This is a genomic window from Pigmentiphaga litoralis (assembly GCF_014651835.1).
Classification (GTDB): Bacteria; Pseudomonadota; Gammaproteobacteria; order Burkholderiales; family Burkholderiaceae_B; genus Pigmentiphaga; species Pigmentiphaga litoralis.
In genome coordinates this window covers 2,576,048-2,592,984 of sequence record NZ_BMXQ01000001.1, presented here as the reverse complement: position 1 = coordinate 2,592,984, position 16,937 = coordinate 2,576,048, and the positions used below count along the sequence as shown (strand labels likewise).

Annotated in this window: 15 protein-coding genes; 3 read left to right on the top strand and 12 right to left on the bottom strand. The window is 64.4% G+C overall.

The window, feature by feature from the left end; genetic code table 11:
• Window positions 1–5 precede the first annotated feature (5 nt).
• The 5 genes from IE116_RS11740 to IE116_RS11720 all read right to left on the bottom strand — a co-directional run bounded on the left by IE116_RS11740 (window position 6) and on the right by IE116_RS11720 (window position 4,477).
• Window positions 6–950, bottom strand: coding sequence for a WaaZ-like lipopolysaccharide core biosynthesis protein (locus tag IE116_RS11740; RefSeq protein ID WP_189612628.1), 945 nt, complete (start codon window positions 948–950; stop codon window positions 6–8).
• Between the two features lie 58 nt (window positions 951–1,008).
• On the bottom strand, window positions 1,009–2,319 hold the full coding sequence (locus IE116_RS11735) for a TolC family outer membrane protein (RefSeq protein ID WP_189612626.1): 1,311 nt from the start codon (window positions 2,317–2,319) through the stop codon (window positions 1,009–1,011).
• A 12-nt stretch (window positions 2,320–2,331) separates the two neighbouring features.
• Window positions 2,332–3,012 (bottom strand): protein-L-isoaspartate O-methyltransferase family protein, encoded by a 681-nt coding sequence (locus IE116_RS11730; protein WP_189612624.1) that lies wholly within the window; start codon window positions 3,010–3,012, stop codon window positions 2,332–2,334.
• A gap of 173 nt (window positions 3,013–3,185) precedes the next feature.
• Window positions 3,186–3,485, bottom strand: coding sequence for an antibiotic biosynthesis monooxygenase family protein (locus IE116_RS11725; protein WP_189612622.1), 300 nt, complete (start codon window positions 3,483–3,485; stop codon window positions 3,186–3,188).
• Between the two features lie 17 nt (window positions 3,486–3,502).
• Window positions 3,503–4,477 carry a Bug family tripartite tricarboxylate transporter substrate binding protein gene (locus IE116_RS11720; RefSeq protein WP_229828110.1) on the bottom strand — a complete coding sequence of 325 codons (975 nt, stop codon included), beginning with the start codon at window positions 4,475–4,477 and terminating at the stop codon, window positions 3,503–3,505.
• A gap of 286 nt (window positions 4,478–4,763) precedes the next feature.
• Between IE116_RS11720 and thiD the strand changes: the two genes are divergently transcribed.
• The gene (gene thiD, locus IE116_RS11715) at window positions 4,764–5,606 is read left to right on the top strand and encodes a bifunctional hydroxymethylpyrimidine kinase/phosphomethylpyrimidine kinase (protein WP_189612620.1); all 843 of its coding nucleotides are present in this window, start codon (window positions 4,764–4,766) and stop codon (window positions 5,604–5,606) included.
• A gap of 116 nt (window positions 5,607–5,722) precedes the next feature.
• Window positions 5,723–6,559, top strand: coding sequence for a fumarylacetoacetate hydrolase family protein (locus tag IE116_RS11710; protein ID WP_189612618.1), 837 nt, complete (start codon window positions 5,723–5,725; stop codon window positions 6,557–6,559).
• Between the two features lie 77 nt (window positions 6,560–6,636).
• On the opposite strand, the gene IE116_RS11705 is transcribed toward IE116_RS11710, so the two are convergent.
• The 4 genes from IE116_RS11705 to thiC form a co-directional block, all read right to left on the bottom strand.
• Window positions 6,637–8,226, bottom strand: coding sequence for a carboxylesterase/lipase family protein (locus IE116_RS11705; RefSeq protein ID WP_189612616.1), 1,590 nt, complete (start codon window positions 8,224–8,226; stop codon window positions 6,637–6,639).
• Window positions 8,219–9,358, bottom strand: coding sequence for a serine hydrolase domain-containing protein (locus tag IE116_RS11700; RefSeq protein ID WP_229828109.1), 1,140 nt, complete (start codon window positions 9,356–9,358; stop codon window positions 8,219–8,221). The genes IE116_RS11705 and IE116_RS11700 overlap by 8 nt, the downstream gene beginning before the upstream one ends.
• A 392-nt stretch (window positions 9,359–9,750) precedes the next feature.
• Window positions 9,751–10,548 (bottom strand): thiazole synthase, encoded by a 798-nt coding sequence (locus tag IE116_RS11695; RefSeq protein ID WP_189612614.1) that lies wholly within the window; start codon window positions 10,546–10,548, stop codon window positions 9,751–9,753.
• Between the two features lie 464 nt (window positions 10,549–11,012).
• Window positions 11,013–12,941: a phosphomethylpyrimidine synthase ThiC gene (gene thiC / locus IE116_RS11690; protein ID WP_189612612.1), complete on the bottom strand. Its 1,929-nt coding sequence runs from the start codon at window positions 12,939–12,941 to the stop codon at window positions 11,013–11,015.
• Between the two features lie 338 nt (window positions 12,942–13,279).
• Here thiC and IE116_RS11685 point away from each other — a divergent pair, with 338 nt between their 5' ends.
• The gene (locus IE116_RS11685; protein ID WP_189612610.1) at window positions 13,280–14,464 is read left to right on the top strand and encodes an alpha/beta hydrolase family protein; all 1,185 of its coding nucleotides are present in this window, start codon (window positions 13,280–13,282) and stop codon (window positions 14,462–14,464) included.
• Window positions 14,465–14,546: 82 nt separating this feature from the next.
• Here the strand turns inward: IE116_RS11685 and IE116_RS11680 are convergent, their stop codons facing one another.
• The 3 genes from IE116_RS11680 to IE116_RS11670 all read right to left on the bottom strand — a co-directional run bounded on the left by IE116_RS11680 (window position 14,547) and on the right by IE116_RS11670 (window position 16,914).
• Window positions 14,547–15,317: an ABC transporter substrate-binding protein gene (locus IE116_RS11680; protein WP_229828438.1), complete on the bottom strand. Its 771-nt coding sequence runs from the start codon at window positions 15,315–15,317 to the stop codon at window positions 14,547–14,549.
• A 74-nt stretch (window positions 15,318–15,391) separates the two neighbouring features.
• Window positions 15,392–16,090: an ATP-binding cassette domain-containing protein gene (locus tag IE116_RS11675; RefSeq protein WP_189612606.1), complete on the bottom strand. Its 699-nt coding sequence runs from the start codon at window positions 16,088–16,090 to the stop codon at window positions 15,392–15,394.
• Window positions 16,087–16,914 (bottom strand): ABC transporter permease, encoded by an 828-nt coding sequence (locus tag IE116_RS11670; RefSeq protein ID WP_189612604.1) that lies wholly within the window; start codon window positions 16,912–16,914, stop codon window positions 16,087–16,089. The genes IE116_RS11675 and IE116_RS11670 overlap by 4 nt, the downstream gene beginning before the upstream one ends.
• Between the last annotated feature and the right edge of the window lie 23 nt (window positions 16,915–16,937).

Here is a 16,937-nt window from a genome sequence, read left to right as displayed (position 1 = left end):
TGGGGCTACGTATTTCCCGCAGGCTTGTCGTCCAGAAGCATACGCCAGTCGCGCTTGTCGATGCGATCGGCCACCAGCGCGCTGTGGGGCGACAGGTTCACGATACGGACGCCTTGCCCGGCAAGCAGGTCGGCCGCGGCCGTAAAGGCCGGCAGGATGTGATGCGGCAGGTATTGGTCCAGCGTCGTGGGCAAGGTATCGGCCGGGGTTTCATAGAAACGCGGCACCTTGGCGGCGTCCTGCAGGTCGACGCCGTGCAGCACGATCTCGGTATGGCCAAGCCACGCCATGATCTGCAGCGCACTGTAGGCCACGGTGCCTGCGTCAAACAGCCCTTGGCGGATGTTGTGGGCAAAGCCCAGCACGCGTGCTTCATTGAACAGGGTCAGCGCGCCAGCCGGCGCATCGGCCAAAACGGCCTGCACGCTACGCTGGGGCAGCCGCGCGCGAAACTGCGGGTTTTCGATCAGGAAGATGCGGCAGCGGATATCGTCCGCGGGCATCTGCTGCAGCACGTGCCACAAGGACAGCGGCGTCGTGAACAGCAGCAGGTCTTGCGTGACGATGCGCCGGACCAGTTGCGGCCGGGCGCGCACGAAGCCGGTGTCGTTGAAGCAGTACGTGTCGAAAGCGATGGGGTGCCGGTCGGTCAATGCGATCGCGCCGTTGACTCCCATCACGTTGGTCAGCGCGAGCCGCGCGTAATCGATGTCGTTGACCGATGGCCCGCTGGCAATGATGTGGCCGACGCCGCTGCGGCAACCCCGCGTCAGCACAGCGTTCATCAACGCGAAGTCGCGCCCGCGGTACGAGAAGCTGTCGATCTCGCCCGCGGCATTGCGCCCGACCCGCACGTGCGGCCACAAGCGCTCGTTATGCCGGTTCAGGCGCGAGTGGGTGTGCCGGTACAGCAGTTTGAGCAGACTGTTGGAAAGGCGATGCGACGGCATACGGATGAAGGTGAGCGCGGCGGGCGTTGGCGACGAAGGCGTGGGATGGCGCCAAGCGTCAGCGCAGCAGCCGGTTCACCGCCTCCACGTCGTCCCCGGTCAGCACGCCCGCCGCCGCCTTCAATTGCAGGCCCGAGAGCAGGGCGTTGTAGCGCGCCGCGGCCAGGTCACGTTCGGTTGAGTACAGCTGTTGCTGCGCGTTCAGCACGTCGATGTTGATCCGCACGCCCACCTCGTAGCCGGTGCGGTTGGCTTCGAGCGAGCTGCGGCTGGACGTTTGCGCGGCTTCGAGCGCACGGATCTGCGCGAGGCCGGAATTGACGCCCTGAAACGCCACGCGCGCGTTCTGGATGGCAACGCGGCGCTGGACTTCCAGATCGTTGCGGGCGCGTTCCTGCAAGGCAACCGCTTCAGTCACCCGCGACTGGGTGCCAAAGCCGGCAAACAGCGGCACCTGGACCTGCACGCCGACGGCGCGCGTGGTGTAGGGGTCGTTGATCACGACGTTGCCGACCAGGCCTTCCGCACGCTGCAGGGTACCCACCAGATCCACCGTGGGATAGTGACCGGCTCGCGCGATCTCGATGGACCGTTCCGCCACTTCGGTATTGATACCGGCCTGGATCACGGCCCAGTTGTTGTTGCGGCTGCGTTCCACCCAGTCGTTCATGCGGGCCGGAATCGGCCCGGGGATCGGCGCGGCGGGCGGCAGTTGCGCCAGCTGCCCGGTGCGGTCGCCCACGATCTGCTGCAAGGCGCTGATGCGCACTTCCAGGTCGGCTTCGGCCTGGATACCTTGCGCTTCGGCCAGGTCGTACCGGGCTTGCGCTTCGTACGTGTCGGTGATGGTGGCGGTGCCAATCTCGAAATTGCGCTTGGCAAATTCGAGCTGTTCGGCAATCGCGGCCTTTTGCGCGCCGATGAAGGTCAGGTTGTCCTGCGCGGCCAGCACGTTGAAGTAGGCCTGCGCAAGGCGGACGATCAGGTCCTGCCGGCCCAGTTCGAGCTGGATCTCGCTGATCTCGACCAGCAGCTTGGATTGCTCGTAGTTCTGCCAGGACGCCCAGCGAAACAGCGGCTGCACCAGTTGTACCGCATAGGTGGTGTTCGACAGCCGGGTGTTGGGAATGCGCGTGGTGCTGGTTTCGGTCCGGCTGGCCGTGCCGTTGATGGCCGGCAGCAGGCCCGCGCGCGCCTGCGGCAACCTTTCCAGTCCGGCCAGATACGACGAGCGCACCGACGCGAACGTGGCGTCATTGGCCAGCGCGGCCTGGTAAGCCTGGAGCAGGTCGATGGCCGATGCAGCAGGGGCAAACACGCAGGCGCAGACTACCGCGCCCAGCGATACAGCTCGCGACATCGCGCGCATGGACAGCTCCGTTCAGAACTTGAACTTGGATACGGGGGCAGCGCGCAGTGGCTTGACGACCGTTTCGAACAGCGACACCGTCTCGAAACTGGCCGCCGTCGTGCGGGTGATGATGCGCGCGGTCATGGCAGGCGCCTGGCCGACGATCAGCACCAGACGGCCACCGACGCGCAGTTGATACTTCAGGCCATCGGGCACGTCATGGAGCGATCCCGTCACCAGGATGGCGTCATACTCGGTCGATCCCCAGCCGTTGCTGCCATCGCCGACTTCAACCGTGACATTGGTGATGCCGGCACGCTTCAGGTTCGCCTTGGCGAAGTCGGCCAGGCGCGGCTGGATTTCAACGGTGGTGACGCTGTGGGCCAGATGCGCGATCAGCGCAGCCTGGTAGCCCGAACCGGTGCCGATTTCAAGCACGCTGTCGGTGGGCTTGAGGTTCAGTTCCTGCAGCAGGCGGGCTTCGATCTTGGGCGGCAGCATGAATTCGCCGGTCTCGCCCGATTCCAGGCGCAGCGGGATTTCAGTGTCGACAAAGGCAAGCGAGCGCAAGGCAGGCGGAACGAACTCTTCGCGTTTGACGGTGGAGAGCAGGGCCAGCACTCCCTGGTCAAGAACATCCCAAGGGCGGATCTGCTGTTCCACCATGTTGAAACGGGCGTGCTCGACGTCCGGAAGGTTAGCAACGGTCATGGCTGTAGAAACTTTTCAAAAGGAGAAGCGGACGCAATTCAGGGGTGACCCCGCGGCATTTTACTCGCTGCCGGGCGTATGGCCGAGCGCCAGCGGCACCATACCAAAAATCGATGGCGAAGTGGTCATCTATGTGACGGGGGTGTGCTGGCGACAGCGGTGCCCTGGGGAAGTCAGAACCCCGTCAGCGCCACCGTGGTGTGCTGGACTTGCGGCGGACTGGCAAAGTAAGGGCCGACTTCGGCGCGCCAGGTCTGGAAGTCGGCGGATTCCCGGAAATGCACCATGTGATCTTCCACCGTGTCCCACGTCACCACCAGGAAGTAGTGGTCGGGCTGTTCCACAGACCGCTGCAACTGCATCGCCTGGCAACCCTTGGCGCGCTGGAACAGGGGCGCGCAGCGCTGCACGCCGGCTTCGAAGTCGGCGTGGGTGCCGGGGCGGATGTCGATCTGGGCGATTTCGTAGACCATGGGCGTTCCTGGAAGCGTCAGTGTTCGGGCTTGATGCCGGCGTCGTGCATCATTTTGCCGTACGCCGCGTACTGGGCGCGCGTAGCGCGCGCCAGGTATTCGGGCGTGGAGCCGCCGGGTTTCAGGCCAAGGGCTTCGAGCTTGCCGCGCACGTCGGGGTCTTGCAAGGCTTTCATGATCTCGCTGTGCAGGCGAGAGCGGATATCGGCGGGCGTACCGGCCGGCACCATCATCGCGAACCACGAGCTGAACTCGAAGCCGCGCAGGCCTGATTCCGAAATGGTGGGGGTGTCGGGATACTGCGCCATGCGGCCCGGCGTGGCCACGCCCAGCAGCTTCAGCTTGCCCGACCGGACCATGGGTGCCACGGTGGCAATGCCCTGGAAGCCGATCTGCACGTCGCCGCCCGCCACGCCCAGGGCTGCCTGCGTGGCGCCCTTGTAGGTGACATGCTCGATGTGAATGCCGGCGTCGGCTGCGAACAGGGCCATGGCCACGTGCTGCGGACTGCCGATGCCGCCCGTGCCGTAGTAGATGCGTTTGGGGTTGGCCTTGGCGACCTTGATGAAATCGGCGGCCGTGTCGAACGGCGCATTGGGCGCGGTCACCAGACCCCATTCGATCGTGGCCACCAGCGAAATCGGTTCGAAGTCCTTCATGATGTCCCAGTTCAGGGACGCCTGAAGGTGGGGCACCATGGTCATGAGGCCATCGTGGAAGGCGCCTAGGGTATAGCCGTCGGGCGGCGACTTGGCGACCCGTTCGGCGCCGATCACACCGGCCGCCCCGGGCAGGTTCTCGATAATGATCGCCTGGCCCATATTGGACGACATCTTCTGCGCCAGGATGCGGGCGGCGTTATCGACGGAGCTCGCCACGGCCAGCGGCACGACCATACGGATCGGCCGGTTCGGGTAATCCGACTCGGCGCGTGCGCCCAAGGCGGCGCAAGCCAACAGCAAACCCGTCATCAGCGGGGTCCAGCAACGCATGGGTACTCCTGTCCACGCACGGCAGAGCGCCGCACCGCAGCATGGTACTCAGGGTTGGCGGCGCAGGCGCCCCGATCCGGTGCCTGGGGGGCTAGGGAATGCCCCTAGACTTGCAATGTCGTGGTCAGGCTACGCGCCGCCGCAGTCCTGCGCAGGCCCGGGCGGGCCGACGCAGCGCCGGCTTTGTACAATGCGGTCCGGGTTGCAGGCATGGCGCCTTGCCCCCACATCGTTTCCATCGCCCCTCAATTTTCTTGGCCGCGGCTCGCCCGGCAGGCAGGACCTCATGTCATCGACCGACCGTGTCATTCCCAAGACCCTGACCATTGCGGGCGTCGATCCGTCCGGCGGCGCCGGCGTGCTGGCTGATGTGAAGACCATGAGCGCCCTGGGCGCCTACGCCTGCGGGGTGATCGCCGCCTTGACCGCGCAAAGCACCACCGGCGTGACCGGCGTGCTGCCCATCGAGCCGGCGTTTGTTGCCCAGCAGATCGACACGCTGTTCGCCGACGTCAAGATCGATGCCGTCAAGATCGGCATGCTTGGCCGCAGTAACGTGATCGAGACGGTGGCCGACCGGCTGCAACACTGGAAGCCCGTGCACATCGTGCTGGACCCGGTCATGATCGCCAAGAGCGGCGATGCCCTGCTCGAAAAGTCGGCCATTGGCGCGATGCGCGAAGCGCTGATTCCGGGGGTGACCATGCTGACCCCCAACCTGCCCGAAGCTGGCGTGCTGCTGGATCAACGGCCGGTCGAGACGGTCAAGGAAATGCGCCGCGTGGCCGAGCGCCTGCGCGCCGCCATGAACCACAACGGGCACCGGTGGGTCTTTCTGAAGGGCGGCCATCTGCCCGGCAACATGGCCATCGACCTGCTGCACGACGGCGACCAGATGATCGAGATGGCATCCCCGCGCATCGAAACCAAGAACACCCACGGCACGGGCTGCACGCTGTCGGCAGCGCTGGCCGCCTTGCTGCCGCAGACGCACGACGTGCCCGACGCCGCACGCCGTGCCAAGGCTTACCTGACCGAGGCGATCCGGCAGGCCGACACCCTGCACGTGGGGGAAGGACACGGGCCGGTGCATCACTTTCATGCCATGTGGAAGCCCGCCGACCGCTAAAGCGCATGGGCGGCGCCGGCATTTGCAGGCGGATCACATGTTCGTGATCGCCGGAATGTCCGAAAAATGGTATGAATTCGCCACGCCACCCCCCACCCCAGACTTCAGGAGAAGCCATGCGCTGCGTCTGTTTCCTTCAAGGCAAAGAGATCAAGTTCGGCCTGCGACAGGGCGATCAGGTTGACGAGATCAACGATCCGTCCATTGCGTCGATCGACGATCTGTTGCGCGCGCTGATGGAGGGCCGGCGTCCCGCCACCGGCGCCGTGCATGTCTTCGGGGAACTGGATCTGCTGCCACCCGTGCCGCGGCCCGGCAAGATCCTGTGCATCGGCCTGAACTATGTGGACCACGCCAAGGAAAGCGGCCACGCCGTGCCGGATTACCCCGCCGTGTTCATGCGGGGCCCGTCGTCCCTGACCGGCCATAACCACCCCTTGCTGCGTCCGGTGTGCTCCGACCGCTTTGACTACGAAGCCGAACTGGCGATCGTTATTGGCCGCAGCGTGCACGCGATCAGCGAGCAGGACGCGCTGGACTGCGTGGCGGGGTACGCCTGCTTCAACGACGGGTCGCTGCGCGACTACCAGATGAAGTCCGGCCAATGGACCATGGGCAAGAACTTTGACCAGACGGGGGGCTTTGGCCCGGATCTGGTCACGCCTGATGAACTGCCTGCGGGGGCAGCGGGGCTGCGTGTGGTGACGCGCTTGAATGGCGAGATCCTGCAGGACGGCAACACGTCCAACATGATTTTCAGCGTGGCCAAGATCATCGAGATCCTGTCCGAAGTCATGACGCTGGAGCCCGGCGACGTGATCATCACCGGCACCCCCGCAGGCGTGGGCTTTGCCCGCAACCCGCCGATCTTCATGCAGGCGGGCGATGTGTGCGAGATCGAAATCGAGCAGATCGGCACGCTGCGCAATCCGATCGTGGATGCGGCTTTCTAGGTCCGAGCAGACGTCAAAATGGCCGGCAACGTCAATTGCCGGCCATTTTTTTTCATGCGTCGACGCTTGGGGAACGTCTATCGCGGGTTCAACGCCGCATCGACTTTCCCGATGAAGTCGAGTTCCTTGGTGCGCGGCGCATTGGTCACGGATAGCGGGGTGTCCAGCACATACACCGGTTCGGTCGCCACGTCGTAGCGCGGCCAGTTGTTGATGGTGCCGCCGTTGGGATTGCCGGTCTTGACGAAACGTACCCACGCGTCTTTCATCGTGGCCGACAAGGTGCGGTCATCCTGGTTGTAGGGTGCGGCGTTCAGCACGGCATCCCCGCGCACATAGGCCAGTTCGGCGCCATGCAGCGGGTCCTGGCCAGTACCGCTTGCCCGTCGCTTGAACCAGTAGCGGTATACCGGCTGGCCTGCCGTTGTCATGGCACGTGCAATACCGCGTGTGCCGTACACGAACTGGTTGTCGCTGAAGCTGTCCGCTACGGCGCGCGGCACGGCGGCATCGGTTGCCGCCGGGTATACCGTCAATGCCTCAGTCCCGAAGTTGGCAAAGATGGTGGGGTCCAGCAAATACGCCGCGTACTGAGCCAGCGTCTTGATCGGATAGTTTTGCGTGAACGAGGTGCCCTCGTCGGTGTTGTAGCCGACCAGCGTGGGCACGGCCTTGAAGGCGCCGCGCTCGAAGGTGGGCCGTTCTTCGGCAGGCAGCACGACCTTGTCGAGGGTAGGGCCGATCACGCGGGGTTCGGCCAGGGCGCGGATGGCGGTGCCCGATCCGGTGTTGCGGATCACCGGCAACTGATCCGCGGGCAGGGCGCGCAAGGCGTCGAGGCTGGCGCCAACGGCCAGTCCGTCCTGCTCGGCTTGCGGCAGAGTCTTCCAATGCCGGAACGCGCCCGGGCTGTCGAGGATGACCTGGTCGTACAGACCGGCGGCTTTCGGGCTGACCATCAAGGCCGTGATGGCACTCGCGCCCGATGACTGCCCCCACACGGTGATCTTGGTCGGGTCGCCCCCGAAATTCTGGATGTTGTCGCGCACCCACTTCAAGGACGCGGCAATGTCGAGCAGGCCGTAGTTGCCGGATGTCTTCTCGGCTGATTCGCTACTGAGCGCAGGGTGGGCCAGGAAGCCCAGGGTGCTGACGCGATAGTTCATCGAGACGACCACGACGCCCGCACGGGTCAATGCGTCGGCATCGATGTTGCCGTTGCCGCCGTGGAAGCTGCCGCCATACACCCACACCAGCACGGGCCGCCGTTCGTTCGCCTGCAGGGCGGCTTGTGTGGTCCAGACATTCAGCGTCAGGCAGTCTTCGCTCTGCAGCGTCGTGCCGCCTTGAATACATGCGGGGCCGAACGCGGTGGCATTGCGGGCGGTCGTCCACGCGGGCGCGGGTTGCGGCGCCTTCCACCGCAGGTTGCCAACCGGCGGCGCGGCGTAGGGGATGCCCTTGAAGCTGGTGATCTCGCCGACGGCACCGGTGACGGGACCCGACGCCGTACGCACGGTGGCGATGGGCGCCTGGCTGGCCGGTGCGTCGTCGGAATCGCTGCCGCCGCATGCGGTGACGAGCAGCGTGACCGCCATGGCGGAGCCTGCAGCCGCAAGGCGTTTGTTTTTGCGTCGCGAAGGCGCGGTGGTGTTGAGGTCAGACATGATCTTTGAGCACTCCGTCGACAAGCTTCAGGAAATCGGTGCTGGACACGCCGGCCTTGTTGACCGGGGTGTCGCCCAGGTTGCGCGCCACGGCAAATTCGTCGCTGACCGATCGGCGATGCACGATGACGGTGTTGATGGCCGGCAGCACCAGAATGAACTGGCCATAGTTGCCGTTGGCAAGGAAGGCATTGCGCCAGTCGGCGCTGGTGCGCGTGGCGGTCGGGATCCACCACAGGTAGCCATAGCCGTTGTCGGCTTCGCCGGCGATGTCGCTGCGTGGCACACGCAGTTGGGTGCTTTGCGCGACCCAGTCGGCAGGGACGAGCTGCGTGTCGTTCCAGCGGCCGCCATTGGCCATCAGCACACCCAGACGCGCCATGTCGCGGCCCGACAGGAAGAAGTGATAGGCCAGGTAACGCGACACATTGGTCTTGAAGCCCAACATGCGCTGCCGGGTGGCGTCGTAGTCTTCGAAGCCCAGCGGGTCGGCCAGGTCGGTCTTGAACGCGTCGAAGATCGTGCGGCCCGTCAGCTTTTCGAACAGGTAGCCAACGACGTTGAAGTCCCAGTTGTTGTAGATGAACTTGGTGCCGGGCGTGACGCTGCCGCGTTCCGGAATGCCGGCGGCGCTGCCTGGGCTGCCGGCCGGATGGTAGACGCCTGACCGCGCGGTCAGCAGGTCGCGGACCTTGGCGGTCTTTTCGATGGGAAGAAGGCCGGCGTTGTCGTCGATGCCGAGCGAACCCAGGGTCGCATCCAGGTTGATCGTGCCATTGGCCACGTACTTGCCGTAGAGCATGGACACGATGCTTTTGCGTGCCGACGCCAGATAGGCAACGTCATCGATATTGCCGTACGAATAGGCGATCTTGCCATTGCGCACGATCATGGCCGACGTGGTTTCGAGCGGGTAGAGGGCGGTTTCAAACGCCTTGAGCGATGCCGACGAAAAGCCCGCGTCTTCGGGCTTGGCGTAGCGTTCCCACGTGCTGCCCGGAAGACTGCCGGGCGCGGTGGCCGCTTCGGCATCGCTGCCGCCACAGCCGGCCAGCGGCAAAGTCATTCCCAAGGGTACTGCCAATGTCAACGCGCGCAGGACTGCGCGCCGTTCTTGATGAACGGATTCCAAGGTCCACTCCAGTCGTCTGTCAGACGTGTCTTGTTGTGGTCAGCGCATGCCATGTTGCAGGGCGCTGTCGCATCGCGCGGTTGTCCGCATCGATGCATCAAGGCAGGAAGATACGCCCCGGAGACTGTTCCATCCATTGCATATCAAGGATCGTTTGATGCAGCGCTTGCATTAATACCAGGCGCGGCTTATTTGTTGACCCTGTCAACGACACTGTTGTGATACGCAACTATTTGATTTGACAGCGCAAATTTGCTCGGCAGCAGACGTGACAAGGCCGGCATGACGCCGGCCCTGGAAGTGCTCGAAATGCGCAGCAAGGCGATGGCCGCTTTGCGCGGGTGGCCTTTTGCAGCCAACCGCCTGGGCGCAGCTACATTCCGCTTATCGGCTCAGGCCGACTTCAACGGCGCGATCATTCCGCCTGTCGGCGAACTGGGCGCCGCGCTGTACAGCTTCTTGGGCATGCGCCCGGCCAGGAACGCTTCACGCCCGGCCTCGACACCCTTCTTCATGGCAGACGCCATCAACACCGGGTCCTGCGCCACCGCGATCGCCGTATTCATCAGCACCGCGTCGCAGCCCAGCTCCATTGCAATCGCCGCGTCCGACGCCGTACCCACCCCCGCATCCACGATCACCGGCACCCGCGCCTGGTCAATGATCAGCTTCAGGTTCCACGGATTCAGAATCCCCATGCCCGACCCGATCAACGACGCCAGCGGCATCACCGCCACCACGCCAATGTCTTCCAGCATGCGCGCCTGGATGGGATCATCCGTGCAATACACCATCACCTTGAACCCATCCTTGACCAAGGTTTCCGCCGCTTTCAGCGTCTCGGGCATGTTCGGGAACAGCGTATGGCTATCCCCCAGCACCTCCAGCTTCACCAGATCATGCCCATCCAGCAGCTCCCGCGCCAGACGCAGCGTCCGGACCGCATCCTCCGCGTTGTAGCAACCCGCCGTGTTCGGCAACAAGGTGAATTCACTCGGCGGCAGGTACTCCAGCAGACTCGGTTCCCCCGCGTTCTGCCCGATATTCGTCCGCCGGATCGCCACCGTAATGATCTGCGCGCCACTCGCCTGAATCGCCGCACGCGTCTGCGCAAAATCCTTGTACTTGCCCGTCCCGACCAACAACCGCGAGCTGTACGACTTGCCCGCAATAACCAGCGCATCTGACATAGAAAATCCTGAAAAAATTAAACGGTCGCCGCACAGGCAGCGCCCTGAATCAAGCCAATGAACAAACGCTAACCCAGCGCTCGCAAAGAAAGAAAGTCGCAGTTCAACCCGACTCCGGAACCGCAGCGAACCCAAAACCCAAAAGGGCCGTGTCGGGGTATCTCCCCCGGCGGGGCGTCAAGCGCTGCCGGATTTTTTCCTCAGCGGGGGAGTCAAGGGCGGGACTGTTTGAGCGCGGCTTTCGGGACCGTCCGGGGGACGGTTCCGGCGCGAGTTTCCCGCCCGCCCCCGATGAGGAAAAAATCCGGGGAGTCCCGGCTTGCCGGGACCAGCGGTTCCAACCCGACGGGGGAGATACCCCGGCGCGGCCCGCCTCAAGAACCCAACAACGCGGCCGCCTCAAACGATGCCCCAAGTGTACAACCCACCCCAAACCCCCAACCGCCGCTCAAACCCGACCCCGCTCAAACCGCCCGATACACCTCCCCGCCATTCCGAACAAACTCCACCGCCTTCTCCCGCATCCCCACCACCACCGCCTCGGCATCCGATACCCCGACGTCAGCCGCATACGCCCTCACTTCCTGCGTAATCTTCATCGAACAAAAATGCGGCCCACACATCGAACAAAAATGCGCCGCCTTCATCGATTGCTTCGGCAACGTCTCATCATGGAAATCCTTCGCCGTATCCGGATCCAGCCCCAGATTGAACTGATCCTCCCACCGGAACTCGAACCGCGCCTTCGACAACGCGTTATCCCGGATCTGCGCCCCCGGATGCCCCTTCGCCAGGTCCGCCGCGTGCGCGGCGATCTTGTACGTGATGATCCCGTCCTTCACATCCTTCTTGTTCGGCAAGCCCAGGTGCTCCTTCGGCGTCACATAGCACAGCATCGCCGTGCCATACCACCCGATCATCGCCGCCCCGATCCCTGATGTGATGTGGTCATACCCCGGCGCGATATCGGTCGTCAGCGGCCCCAGCGTATAGAACGGCGCCTCATCACACTGCGCCAGCTGCAGGTCCATGTTCTCCTTGATCAGGTGCATCGGCACATGCCCCGGCCCCTCGATCATCACTTGCACATCGTGCTTCCACGCCACCTTCGTCAACTCACCCAGGGTCTTCAGTTCCGCCAGTTGCGCCGCGTCATTCGCGTCATAGATCGACCCCGGCCGCAAGCCATCGCCCAGCGAAAAGCTTACGTCATACCGTTTCATGATCTGGCAGATATCTTCGAAATGCGTGTACAGGAAACTTTCGCGGTGGTGCGCCAGGCACCACTTGGCCATGATCGATCCGCCCCGCGACACAATGCCGGTCATGCGCGACGCCGTCATGGGCACGAAGGGCAGGCGCACCCCGGCATGGATCGTGAAATAGTCCACGCCTTGTTCGGCCTGCTCGATCAGCGTGTCGCGAAAGATCTCCCACGTCAGCGCCTCGGCCTTGCCGTCCACCTTCTCGAGCGCCTGGTAAAGGGGCACCGTGCCGATCGGCACCGGCGAATTGCGCAGGATCCATTCACGCGTCTCGTGGATGTGCTTGCCGGTCGACAGGTCCATGACCGTATCGCCACCCCACCGGATCGCCCACGTCATCTTTTCGACCTCTTCCGAGATCGATGACGTGACCGCCGAATTGCCGATGTTCGCGTTGATCTTGACCAGGAAATTGCGGCCGATCGCCATCGGCTCGATCTCGGGATGGTTGATGTTGGCGGGCAGGATGGCGCGGCCGCGGGCGATTTCGTCCCGCACGAATTCCGGCGTGATTACTGAAGGGATGGACGCGCCGAACGACTGCCCCGGGTGCTGCCTTCCCAACAGCGCGACCAGCTTTTCCCCTTGCGGACCCGACGCCGCCAGTGACGCCAGGTACTGTTCGCGCCGCAGGTTTTCGCGGATGGCGACGAACTCCATTTCGGGCGTGATCATGCCGCGCCGCGCGTAGTGCATTTGCGTGACATTGGCGCCGGCACGTGCGCGGCGAGGGGCGCGGGTCAGGTTGAAGCGCAGGTCGGCCAGCGCCGGGTCAGCCAGGCGTGCCTGGCCATAGTCGCTCGACGGTCCGGGCAGCGATTCGGTATCGCCGCGCTCCGCAATCCATGCCGCCCGCAAGGCAGGCAGGCCCGAGCGGATGTCGATGTGGGCATCCGGATCGGTGTAGGGCCCGCTGCAGTCGTACACCGTCAGGGGCGGGTTGGCCTCGCCGCCAAACGATGTGTCGGTTGGAGACTGCGTGATCTCGCGAAAGGGTACGCGCAGGTCGGGCCGCGAGCCTTGTTCGTAGATCTTGCGTGAGTGCGGAAGCGCCTGGATGGCCAGCTGATCGACCTGAGCGGTCGATGCAAGAAATCGCGGTGTGGCGTTAGCGTTTTGGGTGTTCATGGGAGCTCCAGAAAATAGTTTTCGGAGCCGAACCAAGGAAGAAATTTTCCGGGAGGGTATGGCCGATCGTGGCACCGGGATCGCCGGTGGAATCGGACATGGAAGGCAGCTTGGGCCAACACTCGGGCCCAGGGCGGGCCCGCCGGAAAACGCTCCCTGCATCGGCATTATCCGTACAGGTGCTAAGGGACTTTCTCACCCCGGCGGATGTGGCCTGTGGCCGCTTCCGCACGTGGACCCCTGCGTCTTGAGGCGCCAGTATAGGCCGGAAGGCAGGCTCCTGGTCAACCGGCCGTCTGCGATAATGCCCGCTGCTTTGTTCCGCATCGAGGTCGTCCATGCTTCGTCTTCTGGCCCGCGCGCAGCGTGCGCCCCGCTTTGCCGTCCTTGCGGCCGCCGCGCTGTCAGCCCTGACAGTTGGCAGCGCCCAGGCCGACGGTCCGGTGGATCCGATCAAGCAGGTAGCCGCCACATCGCGCGCAAAGAAAGCGGGCAAGGACAGCGAACCCGCGTCGGCGCCGGCCCCCGCGCCCACCGGCCGCTTCGTGGTGCGGACCACGGCCGGCTTGGGCGACATGCCGGTCTACACCTGGCCCGCGCAAGCCGTTGACGCCCTCAACCATTCCGGCATTCCATCGACCGCCACGCGCGCGGTGATCGTGGTGCATGGCATCCGCCGCAACGCTGCCGAAGAACTGGCCGACGTGCAACGCGCGTTGGGCAAGGATCGCGACAACGTCATCCTGGTTGCGCCGCGGTTTTCCGAACCCGCTGACTTATCGTCCGGCGACGCCAACGATCGCGTATTGACATGGCGCAAGGGCAATTGGTCCGATGGCGAACCCGCTGCCGGTCCGGCCGCCATCAGTTCCTTTGACGTGTTGGACGAGATGCTGATGGCCCTGTCCGACCGCGCCCAGTTTCCGGCCCTGCGGCAGATCGTGGTGGCAGGCTTTTCGGCAGGCGGGCAATTGGTGCAACGCTACGCGGCCGTCGGGTCGGTCTTTGCCGCGGTCGAACGCACCGGTGTGACCTTGAGATGGGTGGTCGGCGATCCGGGATCGCTGCTGTACTTCGATGGCACCCGCCCCACCGCCCGCGGCGGTCTGGCGTCCTTTCGCGCGTCGGCGTGTCCTGGCTTCAACCAGTGGAAGTACGGCTTCGAACAGGCGCCTGAATACGCCGCGAATCGCAACGTGCAATGGCTGGCCGCCGACTACGCCCAACGCGACGTGGTCTACCTGCTGGGCGGCAAAGACACCAATGCGCTGCACCCGGCGCTGGACAAAAGCTGCGAAGGCGAAGCGCAAGGCGTGCACCGCTACGCGCGGCTGCGCAACTACATCGGCTACATGAAAGCGCGCGAACCGCAGCGCCTGGCGCACCGTTGGGGTGTTGCCCCGGACGCTGGCCATAGCGCAGGGCTGGTGTACAACTCGGCCTGCGGCAAGGCAGCGTTGTTCGACGCACCCGGGTGCACCTTGAACGCTGCAAGTGGCGCGTTGCCCCCGATGATTCCTTGAGCTCCCTGCTGCGCGTCGCAACCTGCGCGTGCAAAAAAGGGCTGCCATCGCGCAGCCCTTCTTGCATCAACCAAGCGCCTGTTTACTTCGCCGTATTCGCGTTCGGAAAGAACAGCTGCTGACCATTGATCTTGTACGCCGCCACCGTCTCTTGCCCGGCAGGCGAGATGATCCAGTCGACAAACTTTTGCGCGTCGGCCACCTTGGTCTGCGGGTGTTTGGCCGGGTTGACGACCATGGTCCCGTATTGGTTGAAGAGGCGGGTGTCGCCTTCGACGAGCACGGCCAGGTCGCCGCGGTTCTTGAAGCTGAGCCAGGTGCCGCGGTCGGCCAGCACATAGCCGCCGCTGGACGATGCCATGTTCAAGGCGGGACCCATGCCGCAGCCGCAGGCCTTGTAGCCGGTGCCTTTGTTGTCGATGCCGGCCTGTTTCCAGTAGCGCTGCTCGGCGGCGTCGGTGCCGCTCTTGTCGCCGCGCGACACGAACTCGGCGTTGGCCGCGGCCACGTTCTTCAAGGCGGCGACGATGTCCTTGCCTTTGACCTTGGCGGGGTCCGATGCGGGACCGACCAGCACGAAGTCGTTGTACATGACCGGGTAGCGTTTGACGCCATACCCTTCGGCAATGAATTTTTCTTCGGCCGCCTGGTCGTGCACGAAAAGCACGTCGGCATCGCCGCGGCGGCCCATGTCCAGGGCCTGGCCGGTGCCGACCGCCACGACCTTGATGTCGATGCCCGATGCCTGCTTGAACGCCGGCAACAGGTGGCTGAAGAGACCTGACTGTTCGGTCGAGGTCGTGGATGCCATGACGATCGTGGACTGCGCGTGGGCAGCGGTCGTTGTGATCATCAACAATGCAGGCAGGGCCCGGGTGACGACGCGCGACAGGCGTGGAACCCGCGCGCCAAGGATTGGGGCATCCTTCATATTCTTTCTCCTTTGACAAACAGATGCGCTTCTTCGGGCAGCGTGCCGTTGAAGAACTGATCCACCGGCAGGTCCGCCAGCAGGCGGCCATGCTCCAGGTAGATGACACGGCTGGCCAGGCGTTTGACCTGGCCCAGGTTATGGCTGCTGAACACCATGGTCAGCGCGCGGCCGTCGCTCGGACACGAGAACTCCTGCATCAGTGCTTCGACTTCGCGTTTGGCATGGGGGTCGAGGTTGGCGGTGGGCTCGTCCAGCAGCAGGACATCGGGGCGCATCGCCCACGCCTGCGCCAGGGCAACCCGTTGCTGCTGGCCGCCCGACAACGCGCGGGCCGACCTTGACGCCAGGCTGTCCATCTCCACCCGTTCCAGCGCGCGCAGGGCCAGCGGCCGCGCATCGCGCCAGCGCGTGCCGCGCAGCCACAGGCCCAGCGCAACGTTGTTCAGCACACTGGTGCGCAGCAGATAGGGGCGTTGAAACACGAGTGCCTGCCGGTCGCGTGCGATGCGTTCGACCGTGCCGCTGCTTGCCGGCAGCAGCCCGTGCAGCAATCGCAGCAGCGTGCTCTTGCCACTGCCGTTGGCGCCGACCAGGGCGACGCGTTCACCGGCTTCGATGCGCAGGCTGATGGCGGACAGCGCTATCACCGACCCATAGCGAACGTCGACCTTGTCGAGATGAAAAAGGCTCATGACGCGATGCTTCCGGGCAGTGGGCGAGCGCCACGGGCAGGGCCATTGGGTCCTATGCCGAGGCGACCGCCGATACTGCCGCCGCCGCTACCACCAAAGCCACCACCCCCTTCGTGCGACCCGCCATCGCGCTGCTCCCGCCACCGCCGCAACACCGACACCAACGTGTTCAACAGCAGCACCACAGCCAGCAGGATCAGCCCCAGCGCCAGTGCGAGCGGCAGGTCGCCCTTGCTGGTCTCCAGCGCGATCGCGGTCGTCATGACGCGGGTATAGCCCTCGATATTGCCGCCAACGATCATCACCGCGCCGACTTCCGATACGGCGCGCCCAAAGGCGGTGATGACGATGGTGAGCAGTGCGAACCGTTCATCCCAGGCCAGCAGCAGGCTGCGCAGAAAGGTGCCCGCGCCCAATGCCTGCAGCTGTTCGCCATGGCTGCGTTCGGCGTCTTCGACGCCTTGCCGTGCCAGCGCCATGACCACCGGCAGGACCAGCACGGCCTGGGCCAGCACCATGGCCTTGAACGAGAACAGCCAGCCCAGAAAGCCAAGCGGTCCGGACCGTGACAGCAGCAGATAGAGCAGCAGGCCTACGACCACGGACGGCAAGGCCAGCGAGGTATTGAGCAGCGTGAGGACCACGCCGCGGCCACGAAATCGCGCGACGCCTAGCCATGCACCCAGCGCAAGACCGATCACACAGGCGATCGCACAGGCGGATCCACTGACAGCCAGCGATCGCAGAACGATCGCGATCAGGACGGGATCGAACGCGAGAATCAGTTGGAGCGCAGTCAGCGCGCTGTCGGAAATGCTATGCATAGGGAAGAATCAAGGCAGGCGCA